At 61.6% G+C, this 19,454-nt stretch carries 15 protein-coding genes; 9 read left to right on the top strand and 6 right to left on the bottom strand.

The genetic code is table 11. From position 1 onward, the window contains the following. Nucleotides 1–33: 33 nt before the first annotated feature. Both BISU_RS00170 and BISU_RS00165 read right to left on the bottom strand, forming a co-directional pair. Entirely contained in the window at nucleotides 34–234 is a 201-nt protein-coding gene (locus BISU_RS00170; protein ID WP_024464105.1) for a hypothetical protein, read from the bottom strand. Then, complete coding sequence (locus tag BISU_RS00165; RefSeq protein WP_202805527.1) at nucleotides 231–686, bottom strand: RNA polymerase subunit sigma-70; 456 nt, start codon at nucleotides 684–686, stop codon at nucleotides 231–233. Before BISU_RS00165 ends, BISU_RS00170 begins: the two co-directional genes overlap by 4 nt. Here BISU_RS00165 and BISU_RS00160 point away from each other — a divergent pair. From BISU_RS00160 to BISU_RS00135, 6 genes are all read left to right on the top strand, one after another. Next, nucleotides 685–1,857: an ABC transporter substrate-binding protein/permease gene (locus tag BISU_RS00160; RefSeq protein WP_051246216.1), complete on the top strand. Its 1,173-nt coding sequence runs from the start codon at nucleotides 685–687 to the stop codon at nucleotides 1,855–1,857. The genes BISU_RS00165 and BISU_RS00160 overlap by 2 nt on opposite strands. Then, the gene (locus tag BISU_RS00155; protein ID WP_024464107.1) at nucleotides 1,857–2,669 is read left to right on the top strand and encodes an amino acid ABC transporter ATP-binding protein; all 813 of its coding nucleotides are present in this window, start codon (nucleotides 1,857–1,859) and stop codon (nucleotides 2,667–2,669) included. Before BISU_RS00160 ends, BISU_RS00155 begins: the two co-directional genes overlap by 1 nt. A 429-nt stretch (nucleotides 2,670–3,098) precedes the next feature. Continuing rightward, nucleotides 3,099–4,646, top strand: a complete 1,548-nt coding sequence (gene zwf / locus BISU_RS00150; RefSeq protein WP_404801796.1) for a glucose-6-phosphate dehydrogenase — start codon at nucleotides 3,099–3,101, stop codon at nucleotides 4,644–4,646. Next, on the top strand, nucleotides 4,643–5,578 hold the full coding sequence (locus BISU_RS00145; protein WP_024464109.1) for a glucose-6-phosphate dehydrogenase assembly protein OpcA: 936 nt from the start codon (nucleotides 4,643–4,645) through the stop codon (nucleotides 5,576–5,578). The genes zwf and BISU_RS00145 overlap by 4 nt, the downstream gene beginning before the upstream one ends. Before the next feature lie 565 nt (nucleotides 5,579–6,143). Beyond that, nucleotides 6,144–6,959 carry a 6-phosphogluconolactonase gene (pgl, locus tag BISU_RS00140; RefSeq protein ID WP_024464110.1) on the top strand — a complete coding sequence of 272 codons (816 nt, stop codon included), beginning with the start codon at nucleotides 6,144–6,146 and terminating at the stop codon, nucleotides 6,957–6,959. Between the two features lie 212 nt (nucleotides 6,960–7,171). Next, entirely contained in the window at nucleotides 7,172–8,413 is a 1,242-nt protein-coding gene (locus tag BISU_RS00135) for a CobW family GTP-binding protein (protein ID WP_024464111.1), read from the top strand. A 522-nt stretch (nucleotides 8,414–8,935) separates the two neighbouring features. On the opposite strand, the gene BISU_RS12335 is transcribed toward BISU_RS00135, so the two are convergent. Continuing rightward, nucleotides 8,936–9,166 (bottom strand): hypothetical protein, encoded by a 231-nt coding sequence (locus tag BISU_RS12335; protein ID WP_152599114.1) that lies wholly within the window; start codon nucleotides 9,164–9,166, stop codon nucleotides 8,936–8,938. 44 nt (nucleotides 9,167–9,210) lie between these two features. Between BISU_RS12335 and BISU_RS00130 the strand changes: the two genes are divergently transcribed. After that, nucleotides 9,211–10,494 carry an ABC transporter substrate-binding protein gene (locus BISU_RS00130; protein WP_024464112.1) on the top strand — a complete coding sequence of 428 codons (1,284 nt, stop codon included), beginning with the start codon at nucleotides 9,211–9,213 and terminating at the stop codon, nucleotides 10,492–10,494. A gap of 67 nt (nucleotides 10,495–10,561) precedes the next feature. On the opposite strand, the gene BISU_RS00125 is transcribed toward BISU_RS00130, so the two are convergent. Then, entirely contained in the window at nucleotides 10,562–11,515 is a 954-nt protein-coding gene (locus BISU_RS00125; RefSeq protein ID WP_024464113.1) for a LysR family transcriptional regulator, read from the bottom strand. 154 nt (nucleotides 11,516–11,669) lie between these two features. Here BISU_RS00125 and BISU_RS00120 point away from each other — a divergent pair, with 154 nt between their 5' ends. Both BISU_RS00120 and cysE read left to right on the top strand, forming a co-directional pair. Then, nucleotides 11,670–12,995: an aspartate aminotransferase family protein gene (locus BISU_RS00120; protein WP_051246218.1), complete on the top strand. Its 1,326-nt coding sequence runs from the start codon at nucleotides 11,670–11,672 to the stop codon at nucleotides 12,993–12,995. A 150-nt stretch (nucleotides 12,996–13,145) separates the two neighbouring features. Further along, nucleotides 13,146–13,676 (top strand): serine O-acetyltransferase, encoded by a 531-nt coding sequence (gene cysE / locus BISU_RS00115; RefSeq protein WP_024464115.1) that lies wholly within the window; start codon nucleotides 13,146–13,148, stop codon nucleotides 13,674–13,676. Between the two features lie 301 nt (nucleotides 13,677–13,977). Here the strand turns inward: cysE and gndA are convergent, their stop codons facing one another. Both gndA and BISU_RS11430 read right to left on the bottom strand, forming a co-directional pair. Beyond that, a complete protein-coding gene (gene gndA / locus BISU_RS00110) occupies nucleotides 13,978–15,429 on the bottom strand; it encodes an NADP-dependent phosphogluconate dehydrogenase (RefSeq protein ID WP_024464116.1) in 1,452 nt (483 codons plus the stop codon). A gap of 205 nt (nucleotides 15,430–15,634) precedes the next feature. Beyond that, nucleotides 15,635–19,204, bottom strand: a complete 3,570-nt coding sequence (locus BISU_RS11430) for a cation-translocating P-type ATPase (protein WP_051921987.1) — start codon at nucleotides 19,202–19,204, stop codon at nucleotides 15,635–15,637. Between the last annotated feature and the right edge of the window lie 250 nt (nucleotides 19,205–19,454).

The following is a 19,454-nucleotide window of genomic DNA, read 5'->3' as shown; positions in this document are numbered from 1 at the left end:
CTCACTGTTTGCGGGTTTGTATCCTTTGCATGTCTATAGATCACTCGGCGCGGCAGATAAGTCAACGCGCACCCGAGCGTTCAACCCGCCCAACATCGCGCCGGTTCGATCAGCGACCCGCACGGCAATACGAGCGGCTTGCACCTCGGTGATCACGCCCGCAGTGACAAGGTATTCGAGCCTGGTGAGGGTGGCCGCGTAGCGGGCTTCGGCGGTGAGTTCTTCACTGGTCATCGCCTGCCGCCGCGAGTACCGAAACGATGCTGGATGTAGCACGAGTGCGTGCAGTACCTGCGCGTCGAGTTCCCATACGCTTCGAACTCGCCGCCGCAGTGGGCGCAGGTGAACGTGTAGAACGCGCGCCGGTTGATCAGTTCGGAGTGCGCATGCCACCAGGAGCGGCGGCACGCTTCGCTGCAGAATTTGGCGCGCCGCCCAGGGGTGAGGACGGTGCCGCAGGATCGGCACCACACACCCTCCGGGTCATCAGCCCTCACAGCGTTAATATCCGGTTCGACGTTGTTGCGGCGGCACCACGATTTCACCGAGTTCGCATTTAGGTTCAAGAACTCGCTGATCTTCGAATACGTCACCCCGGCGGTGCGCAGGGTGCGAACCTGTTCTTGTAACCCTGGTGTCCAAGTCATCCGGCGGCCTCCCCAGGCCAGCGGCGTCATCGCCGGCATGTCCATCACCGACGAACGCAAGCAGATCTACGACTTCTCCGACCCGTACTTCCAGTCAGGCGTGCAGATGGCGGTGGCGAAGAACGACACCAGCATCACGAAATACGCTGATCTCAAAGGCAAGACCGTCACCGTGAAAACCGGCTCCGAAGGCGAAAGCTACGCCAAATCCGTCGCCGGCAAATACGGCTTCACCGTCAAATCGGTCGACCAGTCCGCCACCATGTACGAGATGGTCAAGTCGGGCAACGCCGCCGCCGTCTTCGACGACTACCCGGTGCTGGCCTACGGCATCTCGCAGAACAACGGCCTCAAGGCCGTGACGCCCAAGGTGCCCGAAGGGTCCTACGGCTTCGCAGTGAATAGGGCCAAGAACCCTGAGCTGCTGGCCGCCTTCAACGTCGGCCTCAAGGAGCTGCGGGATTCCGGACAGTATGACAAGATTCTCACAAAGTACCTTGGCAATAACGCCTCCGCGTCCGCAGACACCAACGCGGTGAAAACCGTCAAGAAGACGAGCTTCTGGGACTTGGCCAAGCAGTCCTTCCCCGCGCTGATGACCGGTTTGCGCAACACGCTTATCATCACGGCGCTGTCATTCATCATCGCGCTGATTCTCGGCCTGGGCTTCGGCCTGATGCGCGTAGGCACGAACAAGGTGCTGGGCTGGATTGCCAAGATCTATGTAGCAGTGTTCCGCGGTACGCCTGTGCTGGTCTGGGCCTTCTTCTTCTACTTCGGCATCCCGCAGCTCGCGGGGCATGCGCTGCCCAACTGGCTGTGGATATCCGGCCTGCTCACGCTCTCGCTCAACTCGGGCTCGTACCTGACCGAAATCATTCGCGGCGCGATCCAGTCGGTCGATGTGGGCCAGACCGAGGGCGCACGTTCGCTGGGCATGACCAGCAGCCAGAAGCTGCGCAAGGTCGTGCTGCCGCAGGCCGTGAAGATCGGCACGCCGTCGATCATCAACCAGCTGGTCATCATGCTCAAGGATTCCTCGCTGCTGCTGACCATCGGCTTCGCCGACCTGCTCTATCAGGCGCAACAGCTCTACGCCTCCAACTTCCGCGTCACCGAGACGCTGCTGATGGTCGGCATCATCTACTTCGTGGCGATCACGCTGCTCACCTGGGTCGCGAACATCGCCGATAGGAGGCTGAACAAGTAATGAACGCAACAACACCTGCCACCGGGCTTACTGCAACCGCTGTGGCCCCGGCAACCACCGTCACCACCACAACCGATAGCGCCGAAATCGTCGTCGACGCGCACGACCTGCGCAAGAACTTCGGCAGCACCGAAGTGCTCAAAGGCATCGATCTGACCGTCACGAAAGGCGAAGTGGTCTGCATCATCGGCCCCTCGGGCGCGGGCAAATCGACGCTGCTGCGCTGCCTGAACGGCCTGGAGACCCCCACCTCGGGCAGCATCGTCGTCAACGGGCACGATTTGAGCGACAAGGCCACCAACATCGACAAGGTGCGCGAGCAGATCGGCATGGTCTTCCAGCACTTCAACCTCTTCCCCAACATGAGCGTCGAGGAGAATATCACGCTCGCGCCGACTATGGTGCGCAAGGTTCCCAAGGCCGAGGCGCACGAGACCGCGCTGCGGCTGCTCAAGCTCGTCGGGCTCGAAGAGAAAATCGACGCCCGGCCCGCCTCGCTTTCCGGCGGCCAGAAGCAGCGCGTCGCCATCGCCCGCGCACTGGCGATGAACCCGGCCGTGATGCTCTTCGACGAGGCCACCTCGGCGCTCGACCCGGAGATGGTCGGCGACGTGCTCGGCGTCATCGAGCGCCTGGCCGAACGAGGCATGACGATGATTCTCGTGACGCACGAGATGGGCTTCGCGCGCGAGGTCGCCAGCCGCGTCATCTTCACCGACGCCGGCGTGATTGACGAGGAAGGCACCCCCGACGAGATCTTCGGCAATCCGCAGAGCGAGCGCCTGAAGTCCTTCCTCTCGAAGGTGCTGTAAGAGCGGCTGGGTGCAACCCGGGCGCGTCTTGCGGCGCATCTTGGCTGCATCCCGTTGCTCCGTGTCCCATCATCCCGTTTGAACCGTCATAAGGCCCGTACCATTTCGAAGGTGGTGCGGGCTTCGTGGCACTTGCGTCGTCTTTTGACCGCTAACGCGACCCTGACGTACAAAATGCTACGTTCGGGGGCAAATTAACGTGACGTTTGCTACGTCAGGGTCGCGTTAGCGGTCAAAAGGCGACGTTTCTCCCGCATTCCTTCACATTCCGCCCCGCCCAGCACTCACCAAGCACCCGCCCAGCATTCATCCAACGTCCGTCCAACGGCATCAATGCGGCCCAAGTGCGCTCAAGTGTGATATTCCATACATGGATTGCATATCGTTAGTGGCGATACAGCCGTGCCAAAGAAACGTGACGACACTACTATGGTCCCTATGAACGATTCCACATCCTGGGTCAATCCGCTGCGCGATCCGCGCGACCTGCGTCTGCCGCGCATCGCCGGCCCATGCAGTCTCGTGATCTTCGGCGTCACCGGTGATCTGGCTCAGAAAAAACTGCTTCCCGCCATCTACGATCTGGCCAACCGCGGCCTGCTGCCACCGAGCTTCAGCCTCATCGGCTTCGCCCGCCGCGACTGGACCAACGAGAATTTCATCGACTTCGTCAAAGCCGCCGTTGAAAAACGCTCACGTACCCCATTCAAGGACTCCACATGGGAGAACCTTGCCAAGGGCATCCGCTTCGTGCAGGGCACTTTCGATGATTCCGAGGCTTTCACGCGCCTGAGCGACACCGTGCAGGAGCTCGACCGCGACCGTGGCACGCGCGGCAACCACGCCTTCTACATGTCCGTGCCGCCGAGCGCCTTCCCGGTCGTCTCCAAGCAGCTCGCCGCCTCCGGCCTGTCGAAATCAGGCGAGGGCGCATGGCGCAGGGTCATTATCGAGAAGCCCTTCGGCCGCGACCTGGCCAGCGCCAAGGAGCTCGACCGCGTGGTCTCCGAGGTCTTCGACCCCAGCTCGGTCTTCCGCATCGACCATTATCTCGGCAAGGAAACCGTGCAGAACCTGCTCGCGCTGCGCTTTGCGAACACGATGTACGAGCCGATCTGGAATTCGAACTACGTCGATCATGTGCAGATCACGATGGCCGAGGACATCGGCATCGGCGGCCGCGCCGGATACTATGACGGCATCGGCGCCGCGCGCGATGTGATCCAGAACCACCTGCTGCAGCTCATGGCCCTGACCGCTATGGAGGAGCCGGTGAGCTTCTCGGCGGACGACCTGGCCACTGAGAAGTCCAAGGTCCTTTCGGCTGTTCGTCTGCCCAAGGATCTCGCGGCGAATACCGCGCGCGGGCAGTATTCCGAAGGCTGGCAGGGTTCCACCCGCGTCGGTGGCTACTTCGATGAGAAGGGCGTCTCGCCCGACAGCATCACCGAAACCTACGCGGCCATCCGCCTTGATGTGGATACGCGCCGCTGGGCTGGCGTGCCCTTCTACCTGCGTACCGGCAAACGGCTGGGCAAGCGCGTCACCGAGATCGCGGTCGTCTTCAAGCGCGCCCCGCACCTGCCGTTCGAGAACACGGCGGTGCAGGAGCTGGGCAAGAACGCCATCGTCATCCGCGTGCAGCCCGACGAAGGCGTGACCATGCGCTTCGGCTCCAAGGTGCCGGGCGGCTCCTCGATGGAGCTGCGCGACGTGTCGATGGACTTCAGCTACGGCCGTTCCTTCACCGAAAGCTCGCCGGAGGCCTACGAACGCCTGATACTCGACGTGCTGCTCGGCGACCCGCCGCTGTTCCCGACCACCGAGGAGGTCAACCTCAGCTGGAAGATCCTCGACCCGATTGAAGAATTCTGGTCCACCCAGGGCCGCCCGCAGCCGTATCGCTCGGGCACTTGGGGTCCGGCCGAAGCGGATGAGATGCTGGCCCGCGAAGGGCGTTATTGGAGGATGCCATGATCATCGATATGCCCAACACCCACACCAGCGAGATCGCCCGCAAGATCGACGAGCTGCACGAGGAGCGCGGCGAGGCCGCGACCGGCCGCGTGCTCACGCTGCTCATCTCCACGGAAACCACCGATCTTGAGCATGCGCTGGAAGTCGCGAATGCGGCCAGCCGCGAGCATCCGTGCCGCGTCATCGCCATCGTGCCGGACACCGCTTCCGACATCGACCCGCAGCAGGACGATTCGAACCTCAACGCCCAGGTGCGCTTCGGCGCGGACGCCGGCGCTGGCGAGATCATCATTCTGCACCCGCGCAACGGCCTGATTCGCCATCAGGACACGCTCGTGATCCCGCTGCTCGTGCCCGACGCGCCCATCGTGGCGTGGTGGCCGACCGATCCGCCCGCCAATCCTGCCAAGGACTTGCTCGGCGCAATGGCCCGCAGCCGCATCACCGATGCTGCGAACTCTGACAATCCGGAGGCGACGATGGAGCGGCTGCGACGCAATCTGTGCGCCGAGGACGTCGATCTGTCGTGGACTCGACTGACGGTCTGGCGCGCGATGCTCGCCTCGATGCTTGACCAGCCGCCATACCTGCCGATTCTCAAGGCGAAGGTGAGCGGCCCGAAGAACTTCCTGTCGCTCGATCTGCTGCGCGCCTGGCTGCGGCTTCGCCTCGACGTGCCGGTTGAGCTGGAAATCGTGGAGGATGCGGTCGCGATAACCGGCGTATACCTGACCCGCGAGGACGGCGTCATTTCACTCGAACGGCCCGCCGAGGATCAGACGGTCGTGCGGCAGCCGAATCAGGCGCCACAGCCGATTTCGATGCCCATCCGCACCGACGAGGACTGCCTGAGCGAGGAATTGCGCCGTCTTGAGCCCGATGAGGTCTACACCGAGGTCATCAGCTCCGGCTGGGATCTGATGTACAGCTAGGCATAGCTATGGCTGAGCATAACTGACTTAGCCGAGTGCTTGGCTTATGCGAGTGGCTGCAACCGCGTTTGTCGGTTCGCAGCCACTCGCATACGTTGGCGCGTCGATGCAGTGCCACGCTTGGCTGGTACACGGTGCGTTGATGCATGATCGACGCTTGGTCGACATCTCGAAGCAGCAGTTTGAAGGAATGCACTCAGGTTTTCATGTTGTACTGTGTAATTCCTTATGTTTTGCGTGCATGTGCCTTATTTGAGGCATTACCGTGATCTCGCGGAGTCCATCTTATCTGGCTTATCTGTGACACCGCCACGCAGTAAACTCAGATGCATGACAGCAAAACCGCCATATGCGAGCGGCAATACACGAGATGACGCGAGATCAGTGCCGCTAAATAAGTTCGATAGATCTCTGCAGCACCTCAACAGTGCCACGAATAAGGCAGTCACAACCCATTGCGCGGTCGCAGATAGTCACAAGTAATCGCGAACGAGAGATTACCCCTCTGCCATGCACAACCAAGTAGGAAGAGCCTTTATTCAAGGCGGTGAAGGAGAATTCGATTATGGCCGAACGCCAACTTGTGGTGTATCGCGACAGCGACACCATCGCCCAGGCGGGTGCGCAACGCACTTTGCTCGCGATACTCGACGCGCTCAGTGCGCAGCCACAGCCCGCGCGCTTCGATCTTGCGCTCACCGGCGGTTCCGACAGTCTGAAAGCCTTGAGCTATATGGCCTCGAACCCGCTGACAGAGGTCATCGACTGGTCGCGCGTCCACATCTGGTGGGGCGACGAGCGCTTCGTCGCCGCCGATGACGAGGATCGCAACGCCTTGCAGGCCCGGCGCAGGTTCCTGGATGCGCTGATCAGCGATGGTCGCCTTCCTGCGGCGAATATCCACGAGATGCCCGCCGACACCCGCTCCCCCGAGCAGGTCGCTGCCGATGCCGCCGCCAGCGACGCGGGTGACGACACAGCCAATGACGCCCTGCTGGATGCCGCCGCGCAGCAGTACGAGCGGGAACTCGTTGCCGAACTCGGCGAGCAGCCGGTGTTCAATCTGCTGATCCTCGGCATGGGGCCGGACGGACATTACGCCTCGCTCTTCCCCGGCCACACCGAAATCAACATCACCGATCGACTCACCGTCGGCGTCAATCATTCGCCGAAAATGCCCCCGCTGCGGCTCTCGCTCACCGCACCGCTGCTGGCCCGCAGCCGCCGTACCTGGTTCTTCACCGCCGGAGCCGCCAAGGCCGACGCCATCGCGCAGGTCTTCGCTAAGCCCGACAACCCCGCCTACCCCTCGTCATTCGCTGCCGGCACCGAAGAATTCATCTGGTTCACCACGGCTGACGCCGTCGAGAAGGTGCTGTAAGCAGTCGTACAGACGGAGGAACTTCGATTCAGTTTCGAGGCCATCGAGCTCGCGGCCATCAAGCTTAGGGCCAAAGACAGGGCCATTGACTGCGCACGAATCAGGCGCGTATCATATTGCAAATAGTTCGCAATAAGAAATCTCTTTCACGCAGCGGAGATCCGCGCAAGCGTGCGCAGCAACATCGCCGGAACCGGCCTGTTCCGGTTACCGTGCTGAACGGCTTTCTCGGCTCGGGCAAGACCACCATGCTGCAGAACTTGCTGCTGCAGGCAGGGAAGCGCACGCCGCGCCTGCGTCCCGCCGTGATCGTCAACGACATGAGTTCGCTCGATGTCGATGGCATTGTCGTCGAGGAAACCGAAATTGTGAGCGAACAGCAAGGCAACTTCGCCAGTATCAGCGGGGGCAGCGTGCACAGCGACGAGCTGCTGCCCAAGCTGATCGGCATAGCCGAGACCATGCTCGACACATGCGACATCGAGCACATCTTCATCGAGACCTCGGGAAGCACCCGACCTTGGCCCCTGATCAAAGCGCTCACCAATCATCCGCGACTGCAGCTGCACGGCTTTCTCTCGCTGGTCGACGCGGCGATGCTCCGCGACGATTTCGACTACGGCGAGTCGATCGCGGCACAGGTGGGCCGTCAGCTCGATGCCGGAACACTTGGCGTCGAGACCCTGATCGCCGAGCAGGTGATGTTCGCCTCTAAAATCTACCTAACCAAACTCGACAAACTGCAGCCCGAGCAGGTCACGCGCACGGCGGCTGCGCTGCACCAGCTGAATCCCTTCGCCGGCATCACCGGCGTGCGCTTCGGCAGCGTGCAACTCGACACGGTGCTGAGGCAGCCACGGTTCCCGCTGGACCGGGTTCGGCAGCTCGGGAGTGAAATCGAAGCGTTCGACACCGCGCATCCTGAGACCGGGCGGCTGGTCTCGCTGGTGCTTGACGATCCGCGGCCATTCCATCCCCAACGGTTATGGGATGCCTACACGACCGCGCTACCGCAGACGCTTTATCGCAGCAAGGGCATGACATGGATTCCCACCCGCGACGACAAAGTGCTGCTGTGGAATCAGGCGGCGGGCGGCGTGGATCTTGGGTTCTTCGGCTACTGGAAGGCTGGCGTGCTGCAGCGCGAACGCCGTGCCGAGATCGGTGAATCGACGCCCGGAGAAGGGCCTGTGCAACGGCGGCTGCTGCCCGTCGAGATAGCGGGGCTCACCCGCGAGGTCAACGCAATCGACCCGATTTTCGGCGATCGCCGCACGAGCATCACCCTATTGGGAGAGGAGGCCGATACGCGGGCGTTTCTCACCCGGCTCCAAGAGTGTCTGTGCACGTCCGACGAGGTGGCCGCCTGGCAGCGCGGCGAGAAGTTCGACGACCCCTGGCCGCAGCAAACGCTCACCGTCGGCCCGCAGTATGCAGACGGACGCCGTCGCTAGATGGTTTTGGGCTCCCTATAGTCTGATTTTGGCAAAACCCGCCTTTAGCGGTAAATCACGAGAGCTTCAACAGTGGGAAATATCTGATATCAGCAATGAGCCCACACGAAAACTGGAATCCGATGGAATCATCAGCACGCATGGAGCCAGACCGATCCATTATGCACAGTCCGGCAAGGGCTGCGAGCTGTTTCTGCAGCTAGAGCCGTAGCGGCTGTTGCTCTGTGCCCGAAAAGCCATGAGCAATGCAGATGCGTGCGCAACGCGCAAAACCCGCAGACTGTTTTCGACAGGCTGGCTGCTGGGCTCTGTCTCGTTTGTGACAGTTACCAGCGGCAAACGTCGTAAACGAGACAGAGTGGGTGACCGCTCCGCCCCTTTCGTGACGCTAACTTGCGTTCAGAGTCACGAAAGGGGCAGTGCCTCTTGACCGGTGCCCCTTTCGTGACGGATAGTTCGGATTAGCGTCACGAAAGGGGCATCGGGGCTGAAAAAGGGTTGCGCACCGCGCACCGCCATGCGCTATTCATGTTTTCTGTATGGCATGTTCGCGATAAGCAATGGTTTGTCATCTGCCTGTCGTCGTTTGGCAAACGCTTCGATATATGCCCGACATGTGGCGGTTTCTTTCCCCTCTAGCGTGAAATACGAATCCGCGGAATCCGCGCATCGTGCCTGCGGATCACCACCATTCACATTCATATCCACACCCACACCCACCTCGCGATGACCAATAACAAGACCATCAACCATCGCGCACACATCGCATAGAGGAATCAGAGGAATAAAGGAGCATCATGAACACTTCACATGCCCATCATCAACGACACAACCGCAGCCAACACCTTTGGCGAAAGTGGGCGGCGGCAGGCGTTTCGCTGTCCCTCGCCCTCTCACTGTTCGGATGCGGGGCATCCTCGTCAGGAGACTCCTCATCAGGCGGGAAAGCCCCCTTCCTCGTTGGCGGCCTCTTCCCACAGACCGGCTCCCTGAGCTATTTCGGTCCGCCGGAAACTGCCGCTTTCAAGCTGGCCGAACAGGATATCAACAAGGCCGGCGGCGTACTCGGCACGCCAATCAAAACGGCCACAGCCGACGTCAACGATGCCGACCACGCCGACCAGAACCAATCAGCGACGAATTCGCTGCTCTCCAAGAATCCAAGCGTCATCGTCGGCAACCCATCGAGCGGCGTCGTGAAGAACACGTACAGTACGATAGCGGCCGCCCAAGTGCCGCTGATTTCCGTCGGCGCCACGGCCACTTCGCTCTCGGGCATCAGCCCCTACTTCTTCCGCACCGTGCCGCCCGATTCCGTGCAGGGCGCAGTGCTCGCCGACACCATCGCGCAGGACGGTGTGAGGAAGCTCGCCATCGCATCATTCAATGACGAGGCCGGCAACGGCATGCGCGATGTCGTGTCGCAGCGCATCGCCAGCGACGGCGTGGATGTCGTATATGGCAAGAGCGAATCCTTCGATCCCGTGGAAACCGACTTCGCGCCGCTGGCCGCCACCATCAAGGCGAGCAAGCCGGACGCAGTGCTCGTCATCGCGTTCGTCCAGACCATTCCTCTGGTCAAGCAGCTGATTTCGGCTGGCATCGATCCGCACAAGCTGTATTTCTTCGACGGCAACACCGCGGATTATTCCAAGGATTTCGCAGCCGGCACTCTCAAAGGCAACAAGGGCACGATTCCGGGCGCCCATGCCTCCGCACAGTTCCAGAAGCGGCTCAAAGCCATCGATTCCTCGCTGACGAGCTTCACCTATACCGCTGAAACCTATGACGCAGTAGTGCTTTCGGCACTTGCCGCGCAAAAGGGCGGAGCCAGCGACCCAGCGACCGTGCACAAGAACCTGCCTGCAGTATCCGGTTCACAGGGCGGCCAGCAGTGCGGATCGTATGCGGACTGCCTTGCTCTGCTCAAGGATGGCAAGGAGATCGCCTATCACGGGCAGTCAGGAGTGGGGCCGTTCAACAAGAAGAACGATCCGAGCTCCGCCTACATCGGCATCTATGCCTTCGACGGCGATAACAGGCCGGTCTTCGACCACGCGCAGCAGGGCAAAACCGAGTAGCGGCAGCAACGATAGCAACGGCAAATAACGGACGGCTCACACGCTGCACGCTGCCGGGGGCGACAGACTATGCTGATTGGCCGGATTGACCGGATTGACCGTCCCCAGCAGTTGCGGCAGCATCGTCCAGCACTTGCTTCGCTGAAGCCTGTATCGCTGAGTAGACGGCTTGCACCGCTTTCACATTGCGCTGGGAGGCTCGCGTCACCATGAATATGTTCCGGTGCCTTGCCGGAGCGAAATCGAGCAATGACACCCCTTCGTCGGAAAGTATTGCAAGCTCGGGCAATCCGCAGATCATCAGGTCCCTGCGTACCGCCTCCTGCATGGCGGCGTAGCTGGCGAAAACGCCGCCGATCTGCGGAGCGAACCCGGACTCTCGACACAGGTGCTTGAGATAGTCGGACAGATATGCGCTGTCGAATTCCATCGCCCAGCGCTGCTTGTCGAGCGCGTCTATGGCTGTGGAAGTGCGCTGAGCCAGCTCATTATGTTGCCCGACGACGATTTTCAGCGCATCGCTGCCCAGCGCGACAAGCTTGCGGTCTCTTTTGTCGAGCGTCGGCTTGCCGAAATACGCGACGATTGCGATATCGGTCTGGTGCAGGTCGAGCGCGGGAATGCTCTGCCCCGGTTCCATCTCGAACATCTTGGTTTCCAGCGAAGGATACTGCTCTCGGATGTCGGCGGCGGCAGGGATGACAATCGAACGCAATGCGCTGGCGAACGCGGCGACGCGAACGGTACCTTGCATAATCGAGCTTTTGCCGTTCATCGAGTTCTCGATAAGCTCCAGCTCACCCAACACGGAATGCACCTGCCGAGCGAATTCATGCCCCGCCAAGGTGAGGCGCACCCTGCGCCCGGCACGCTCGAACAGCACGGTGTTGGTCTCGCGTTCCAGCAACGACAGCTGCTGGGAGACCGTGGACGCACTGACATTCATTACCTCGGCCACGCGGTGCATCGTGCCCAGCACCTCGAATTGGACCAGAAGCTGCAATCGCCATGTATTGAACATCGTCTGTCACTTCATACTTTCCGAATATATTGTTTAGGAATTCCATACAAATGTAATTACATCGTTTCAAAAGAATAAACATACTGATATTACCGGGATATGAACAGACACCGCGAACGACCACACAGGATAACCACAAGATAAGGAAATGCACATGATCATTGATCCATTCGAACGCAGAGACGACCCGTGGCAGGATGTTGAACGCCATGTCGGCCGGTACGGGGCACCATACTTCGTCCCCGAAGTCATCGACCATGCGCAGGGCAGCTACATCTACACGGAAAGCGGCAGGAAGATCCTCGACTTCACTTCGGGGCAGATGAGCGCGATTCTGGGCCATTCCAACCCAGATATCGTCTCGGCCATCCACACCGCTTCGACACGCCTCGATCATCTGTTCAGCGGCATGCTCTCCCGGCCGGCCATCAATCTGGCGACCCACATCGCGCAGACGCTCCCGGAGCCGCTGACCAAGGTGATCCCGCTGTCGACGGGTTCCGAGGTGAACGAGGCGGCGCTGCGCATGGCGAAGACTGTCACCGGCAAGTTCGAGGTCGTCTCGTTCAGCCGCTCCTGGCACGGGGTGACCGAGGCGAGCGGCGGAGCCACCTACTCCTCGGCGCGTAAGCTCGGTGTGCCCGGCTCTCCCGGCCAGTACGCGATTCCGACGCCGTACGAGTACCGGCCCGATTTCGTGGACTCCGAAGGCCGCTTGGACTGGCGGCGCGAGCTGGATTTCGGCTTTGACCTGATCGACGCGCAGTCGGTGGGAAGCCTCGCGGCCTGCATCATCGAACCGGTGCTGTCCGGCGGCGGCATCCTAGTACCACCGCCCGGGTATCTGGCGGCGTTGAAGGAGAAATGCCATGAGCGCGGCATGCTGCTCATCATCGACGAGGCGCAGACGGCGCTGGGCCGCACCGGCCTGTGGTACGGCTTTGAGCATGACGGCGTGGTGCCCGATATTCTCACGCTTTCGAAAACGCTGGGCGCAGGGCTGCCGCTGGCCGCTCTGGTCACCAGCGAGCGCATCGAACAGGAGGCCTTCGACCGCGGTTTCACCTTCTTCACGTCGCATGTCAACGACCCTATGGTCGCCTCAGTGGGGTGCACTGTGCTCAATGTCATCGAGCGAGACGGACTGGTCGGCACCTCGAAGGCCAAGGGCGACTATCTGCATGACAAGCTCGAACAGCTCGTGGAGACCCACGGCGTCGTCGGAGATGCCCGAGGCAGGGGTTTGCTGCAAGGCATCGAAATCGTGGAGGACAAGCAGGGCAAGAAGCGCTCCGAGCGTCTCGCAGATCTCATCACGCAGCGCTGCTTCGAGCTGGGCCTGCACATGAACATCGTCTGCCTGCCCGGCATGGGCGGCGTGTTCCGCATCGCCCCGCCACTTACCGTGTCCTATGATGAAATCGACGAAGGCATGGCGATTCTCGACCAGGCCATATCGGATATCGAAGGGAATCTATAAGCAATGGGCCGTTCCGCAGCACCCGCCAAACAGCCGCCAAGCAGCACCCGCTTCAAGCAGCAGCGCCGGACGATGCTCCGGTGCGCTCAGCGGTGCTGCGCTTGCTTTGCCCGATTTGCCAATTTTGCCCGTCTTTCTCGATTTGCCCGCATGCTCGCGCAAATTGGCGGAAGCATACATGAAGGCGTGGCGGGGGTGCGGCGATACGATCCGTCCATAACCTCGAATTCTCAGGCTGCCCTCACCTATTCCGGGCTTCACGCGGTATGGTGCTATCGGATTTCGCATCGGTTGTGGATCCGAGGCCACGAGCTGGCGGCGCAGATCGTATGCCAGCTTGGTCGCATGGTGACCGGAGTCGAAATACATCCTGCCGCCACCCTAGGCAAGCGCCTGCTCATCGATCACGGCACCGGCATCGTCATCGGGGAAACAGCTGTTATCGGTGATGACGTCGTGCTGTATCAAGGGGTGACGCTGGGCAGCGTGGAGAACCACGCGGGGCGGCGGCATCCGCAGCTGGGCAGTGGCGTATTCGTCGGGGCCGGGGCGAAGATTCTCGGTGCCATCATCATCGGTGACAATGCGAAAATCGGAGCGAATGCGGTCGTGCTGCACGATGTGCCCGCTGACGCGACGGCAGTAGGCGTGCCGGCCCACATTGTCGGGGCGAATCGGTGACGTGTGATGCGGGGGCATGTGCAACGTGCAAAACCCGCAGGCTGCTTTCGACAGGTTGGCTGCTGTGCTCTATCTCGTTTGTGACAGTTATCAGCGGCAAGTGTCGTAAACGAGACAGCGTGGGTGACCGCCCTGCCCCTTTCGTGACGCTAACTTGCGTTCATAGTCACGAAAAGGGCAGTGTCTCCTGACCCGTGCCCCTTTCGTGACGGACAGTTCGGATTAGCGTCACGAAAGGGGCATCAGAGTCGGGATACTGCCCTATTCCTTATTCATCGCGTCTAGCCAAAGGCGAGACCCACTACGCCTCGATCTCGGGGCGGCCGTCCTCGGCCCACAGGGTGTGGAAGGCGCCGGAGGCGTCGACGCGGCCGTAGGTGTGCGCACCGAAGAAGTCGCGCTGGCCCTGGATGAGGGCGGCAGGCAGGCGCTTCGAGCGCAGGCCGTCGTAATACGACAGCGAGCTGGAGAAGGCCGGGACCGGGATGCCGTAAGTGGCGGCGCGGGCCACGACGCGGCGCCAGGACTCCTGCGCCTCTTCGATGGCGGTCTTGAAGTACGGCGCGAAAAGCAGCGAAACATTGGCCTCGCCGGACTCGAAGGCATCAGAGACGACGTTGAGGAACTGGGCGCGGATGATGCACCCGCCACGCCAGATGCGGGCGACGGCGGCCAGATCGATCTTCCAGTCGTATTCCTTCGCGCCGGCGTTGATCTCGTCGAAGCCCTGCGCGTAGGCGACGATCTTCGAGGCGTAGAGCGCATGGCGGATGTCCTCGATGAAGGCCTCGCGCTCATCGGCGGGGATATCCAGCGAGCCGCTGGGACCGGTCAGCTGCTGCTTGGCGGCCTCTTCGCGCTGCTCGGCCTGGCTGGACAGGCCTCGGGCGAACACCGCCTCGGCGATGCCAGTGACCGGAATGGCCAGCGACAGGGCGGTCTGCACGGTCCAGGTGCCGGTGCCCTTCATGCCCGCGTGGTCGACGATGAGATCCACGAGCGGCTTGCCGGTCTTCGCATCGGTCTGGTGCAGCACTTCGGCCGTGATCTCGATGAGGTAGGAGTTGAGCTCGGTGGTGTTCCACTGGCCGAACACATCCGCGATCTCGCCCGGATCAAGGCCCAGGCCGCGGCGCATGAGGTCGTAGCTTTCGGCGATCAGCTGCATGTCGGCGTATTCGATGCCGTTGTGTACCATCTTGACGAAATGGCCCGCGCCGTTCTCGCCGATGTGGGTCACGCAGGGCTCGCCCTCGGCGACCGCCGCGATGGACTTCAAGATCGGCCCAAGCGTCTGCCACGATTCCTCGGTGCCGCCGGGCATCATGGACGGGCCGTTGAGCGCGCCCTCCTCGCCACCCGAGACGCCGCAGCCCACATAGTGGAAGCCGCGCGCGCGGATGTCCTTCTCGCGCCGGATTGTATCCATGAAGTAGGAGTTGCCGCCGTCGACGATGATGTCGCCCGGCTCCATCGCATCGGCCAGCTCGTTGATCACCGCATCGGTCGGCGCTCCGGCCTTGACCATGATGATGGCGGTGCGCGGCTTGCTCAGCGACGCGACGAACTCCTCGACCGTCTTGGATGGCACGAACTTGCCTTCGCTGCCATGCTCGGCCATGAGCTTTTCCGTGCGGTCGTAATGACGGTTGTACAGAGCCACGGTGTTGCCGTGATGCGCCAGGTTACGCGCCAGGTTGGAGCCCATAGCTGCCAGCCCGATAACTCCGATGTTTGCTGTTGCCTCGGCCATATGCCTCGCCTTTCGAGTCGATTGCGCCTGCCACGCAAGCGCATGATCACAACGCTTTTCAGTCTATCCCCCGCCCTGCACCCGCGCGGCCACGATTCACGCTGGGCAGTGAGATATCATTCACACAAGTCGCGCAGGTGCGTCCGCGCTGAGGCGCGGTTATGTTAGGGCGTGGTTACGTTGGATACGGTACGTTGGAGCGCGGTTACGCACCGTCCGCGGTGGCACCTGCGTTGGCGCTTACGCTGGCACCCGTGCCGGCACCCACGCGCCTGACGATAAGCCTGCGCAATTCCTCAAGCCCTACGACCACGACCGGGATCACCACCAGATACAGATACTCCGCGCCATGCAGCGGTGCGGTGTGGAACACGCCTTGCAGTATCGGCACGTTGATAATCGCAAGAATCAGCACGATTTCGACCGCGATGCCGATGGTGATGGTCGTGTTCGAGAACGGCCCGATCGAGAACACCGAGCGCGTGTCGCTGCGGCAATTCCAGACCATGCCGATCTGCGCGAAAACGATCGAGGCGAGCGTCATCGTGGTCGCCGCCACATACACCGGGTCGAGGTCGTTGCCCAGCCCCGCCAGCGGCACGCCGGGCCAGCCGTTGAGCATGTTGACGAAGAAGTAGCCGAGCATCGACGCCGCCGTGCCCAGCAGCCCATACCAGAAAAAAGCCTTGAGCACGATGGCACGGTTGAGCAGGCGTTCGTTCGGGTTGCGCGGTGGCTGGCGCATGATATCGTCCTCGGGCGGCTCGGTGCCCAGGCCCAGCGCCGGAATCATATCGGTGCCCAGGTCGATGGTCAGGATCTGCATCGTCGTCATCGGCAGCGGCACGAGGCCGCCGGAGAACAGGTAGACCGCGCTCGGCACGGCTTCGGGCACGTTCGAGTTGAGAATATAGAGCAGGAAGCGCCGGATATTCGCATACACCGCACGGCCTTCCTCGATGGCATCGACGATCGAGGCAAAGTTGTCGTCGGTCAAGATGATATCCGCCGCCTCCTTCGCCACATCGGTGCCGGTGATGCCCATCGCCACGCCGACATCGGCCTTCTTGAGCGCGGGCGCGTCGTTGACGCCATCGCCTGTGACGGCCACGATATCGCCCATATCCTGCAGGCAGCCGACGATGCGCAGCTTCTGCTCCGGGGCCATGCGCGCGAAGATGATCTCCCCGCGCAGTGCTGCTGTGAGTTCGTCATCGCTCATCGCTTCAAGCTCGGTGCCGGAGACGACGCGGGCATGCTTGTCGCGCACGATGCCGATGCGGCGGGCGATCGCCAAAGCGGTGCGCCCGTAGTCGCCGGTGATCATGATGATGCGGATTCCCGCGCGATGGCAGGTCTGCACGGCCTGCGCGACTTCGGGGCGCGGCGGGTCCACCATGACTTCGAGGCCCAGGAAGGTCAGGTCGCGTTCGATGCGTTCGGGCGTGCAGAGTGCGGCGATGCCTGCGTCATCGGCGGCGACGGAGGCATTGGTACCTAAGGCATTGGCAGCATCGCTCTTGCCAGCGTTTTTGGTTTCGGCACCGTCGCCCTTATCACCGGTTTTTACGGTGCCGCTGCTGCCGATACCAGTGAGGTCAGCGGCATCAGCGGCACATATCTTGTTGCTGTTGCCGTCGTTGCTGACACTGACACCGTCGCCTGTGCCTCTTTTCTTGTTGCTGTTGCCGCTGTCTCTGTTATTGTCATCCATCTCCTGCTCGCTCACCGCGCGGCAGGCCACTGCCAGCACGCGCAGCCCTCGGTCGGCGTAGGCGTCGTTCGCGGCCATGATCGCGGTGCGCTGCTCGTCGCTCATCGCGACATCCTTGCCGCCAATGCGCACGCGGGTGGCGAGCGCAACGATCTCATTCGGCGCGCCCTTGGTGAACGCGATCAGCCCTGCACCATCGCCGCCATCACCCCTGGCATCGGTATCGGCGTCTGCGCAGATGACAGTCATGCGTTTGCGCTGCGGATCAAAGGGTAGCTCGTGCTTGCGCGGCATCCGCTTCGCCTCGCGCTCGGGGCTCAGACCCGCCTTCTCGCACGCCACCAGCAAACAGGCTTCAGTCGGATCGCCGTAGACCTGCCTGCGGGCGGTAGAAACGGCAGATTCATTATCTGTTTTGCCTTCGGCAGGACCAGTATTGGCGGCGCCCCCTTGAACACCATTGCCATTGTCATCGGCTTCGGCAGTTCCATCGCCGTCCTCATTAGTATCACCGTCATCATCACCGATATTGCCAGCTACAGCAGCAGCAGCAGCATCGACGGCGCCGGCGACCTTGACGGTTTCAATTTTGCTATCCTCGCCACCATTGTCAACGTTGGTATGAGCATCAGTGGCGTTGACGTTATGACCAGCATTGCCATTCATCTCATCGGACTTATTGCCGTCATCTCCGACGCCGACACTCCTGCCTGTGTTACCGTCATCGCCATCGTCTCTGCTGTCGGCGTTATCGTCGACGTCACCTTTTCTGCTGCTCGTCGAATCCGCACTATTGCCCGCCGCCTCCACACCATCTGCAACCGGCACCGCAGCAGGCCCCAGCCGCGCATCGTTGCACAATGCCGCAGCAGTCACGAGTCGGCGCAGGCCCTCGTCATCAGCGGCCAACCAGCGGCGGCCTTCGCTGCGGATCTCGCCTTGCGGCGCGTACCCGCCTCCGGTCACCTGATATTCCCGGTCGGGCGTCCACAGGTATTCGACCGTCATCTCGTTCTGCGTCAGCGTGCCGGTCTTGTCGGTGCAGATGACCGACGTGGAGCCGAGCGATTCCACACTCGACAGCTTCTTGACGAGCGCATTGCGCTTGCTCATGCGCTGCACGGCCATCGCGAGCGCCAGCGTGACCGTCGGCAGCAGCCCTTCGGGGATGAACGCCACCATCATGCCGAGCGCGAAGATGAATGCCACGGCGAGCTGACTGTGGACGAACACCACATCAAGCGTGAAGAACACGGCTCCAATGCACATGGCCAGAATCGTGATCTGCCGGGTCAGCCGGTTGAGCTCGTGCTGCAGCGGGCTGCCCGTGTCCTCGACATTCTGCGTGAGCCGCGCGATGGTGCCGAATTTCGTGTTCATACCGGTGTACACGACCACCGCGCGCGCATTGCCCCGCACGACCGAAGTACCGGCGAACACGAGATTGGGAATCTGCGCGGCAGGCTGGCCCGCTGCGCCATCCGCGTCAATCGCCTCGGCGCTCTTGCGCACCGGCGTCGATTCGCCGTTGAGCGTGGACTGATTCACCTGCAAGTCGCTGCACTGCACAAGCCGGGCATCGGCGGAAATGCTATCGCCCTCTTCGAGCACGAACACGTCGCCGGGCACCAGCTCCTCGGCCGGCACCTTGCATTCCTGCCCCTCGCGAATCACCGTGGCATACTGCGGCAGCATCTTGCGCAGCGCCTCCGCCGCCTTGCCCGCCTTGTACTCCTGCCAGAAACTGAACACGCCGTTGATGATGTTGACCATCCACACGGCGATTCCCAGCTCGCGCATATTCGCCAGAAACGCGACCGCCCCCGCGGCCCACAGCAGCAGCGCCATCAAGTGCGTGAAACAGCGCAGAAAGACAAATATGACCGGCGTCTTCTCCTCTTCTTCGATCACGTTCTTGCCGTGGCTGGCGAGCAGAATCTCCGCCTGCGACTGCGACAGACCGTCCTCGCTCGTTTTCAGCGCCCGATACACATCCTCGGCATCCAGCGCGCTGATCTCATCCATCGAATAGCCGGAAGCCCTTGCGGTAAGCGTTCTCATCCTGGCACACCTTTCCTTGCGAGCGCCCCCACATCGCCGACGCCCCTTACCGAAATATGGTAGTCGCCGCCCGCCGGTTTCGCCGCGCATATTCTCTACAGAGAACAATGGCTTGCGGAAAATTCGCGCCTTACCATCGTTGCAACAAAGCTTGCGCTGGTCAAAAACCGGCTATCTGCGTTATCTGTAGCGTTAATTCACCCCTGCGGAGGTCTATCTGCGTTGTGTGAGGCGCTAATTCCTTGGTACC

It is taken from the genome of Bifidobacterium subtile (assembly GCF_000741775.1).
GTDB lineage: Bacteria > Actinomycetota > Actinomycetes > Actinomycetales > Bifidobacteriaceae > Bifidobacterium > Bifidobacterium subtile.
The sequence above is the reverse complement of the archived record's forward strand: the minus strand, read 5'-3'. Positions and strand labels throughout refer to the sequence as shown.

Coding starts and splice junctions, on each gene's coding strand:
- BISU_RS00170 (WP_024464105.1), bottom strand. CDS start 234: ATGACCAGTGAAGAACTCACCGCCGAAGCCCGCTACGCGGCCACCCTC.
- BISU_RS00160 (WP_051246216.1), top strand. CDS start 685: ATGTCCATCACCGACGAACGCAAGCAGATCTACGACTTCTCCGACCCG.
- BISU_RS00165 (WP_202805527.1), bottom strand. CDS start 686: ATGCCGGCGATGACGCCGCTGGCCTGGGGAGGCCGCCGGATGACTTGG.
- BISU_RS00155 (WP_024464107.1), top strand. CDS start 1,857: ATGAACGCAACAACACCTGCCACCGGGCTTACTGCAACCGCTGTGGCC.
- zwf (WP_404801796.1), top strand. CDS start 3,099: ATGGTCCCTATGAACGATTCCACATCCTGGGTCAATCCGCTGCGCGAT.
- BISU_RS00145 (WP_024464109.1), top strand. CDS start 4,643: ATGATCATCGATATGCCCAACACCCACACCAGCGAGATCGCCCGCAAG.
- pgl (WP_024464110.1), top strand. CDS start 6,144: ATGGCCGAACGCCAACTTGTGGTGTATCGCGACAGCGACACCATCGCC.
- BISU_RS12335 (WP_152599114.1), bottom strand. CDS start 9,166: ATGGTTGATGGTCTTGTTATTGGTCATCGCGAGGTGGGTGTGGGTGTG.
- BISU_RS00130 (WP_024464112.1), top strand. CDS start 9,211: ATGAACACTTCACATGCCCATCATCAACGACACAACCGCAGCCAACAC.
- BISU_RS00125 (WP_024464113.1), bottom strand. CDS start 11,515: ATGTTCAATACATGGCGATTGCAGCTTCTGGTCCAATTCGAGGTGCTG.
- BISU_RS00120 (WP_051246218.1), top strand. CDS start 11,670: ATGATCATTGATCCATTCGAACGCAGAGACGACCCGTGGCAGGATGTT.
- cysE (WP_024464115.1), top strand. CDS start 13,146: ATGCTCGCGCAAATTGGCGGAAGCATACATGAAGGCGTGGCGGGGGTG.
- gndA (WP_024464116.1), bottom strand. CDS start 15,429: ATGGCCGAGGCAACAGCAAACATCGGAGTTATCGGGCTGGCAGCTATG.
- BISU_RS11430 (WP_051921987.1), bottom strand. CDS start 19,204: ATGAGAACGCTTACCGCAAGGGCTTCCGGCTATTCGATGGATGAGATC.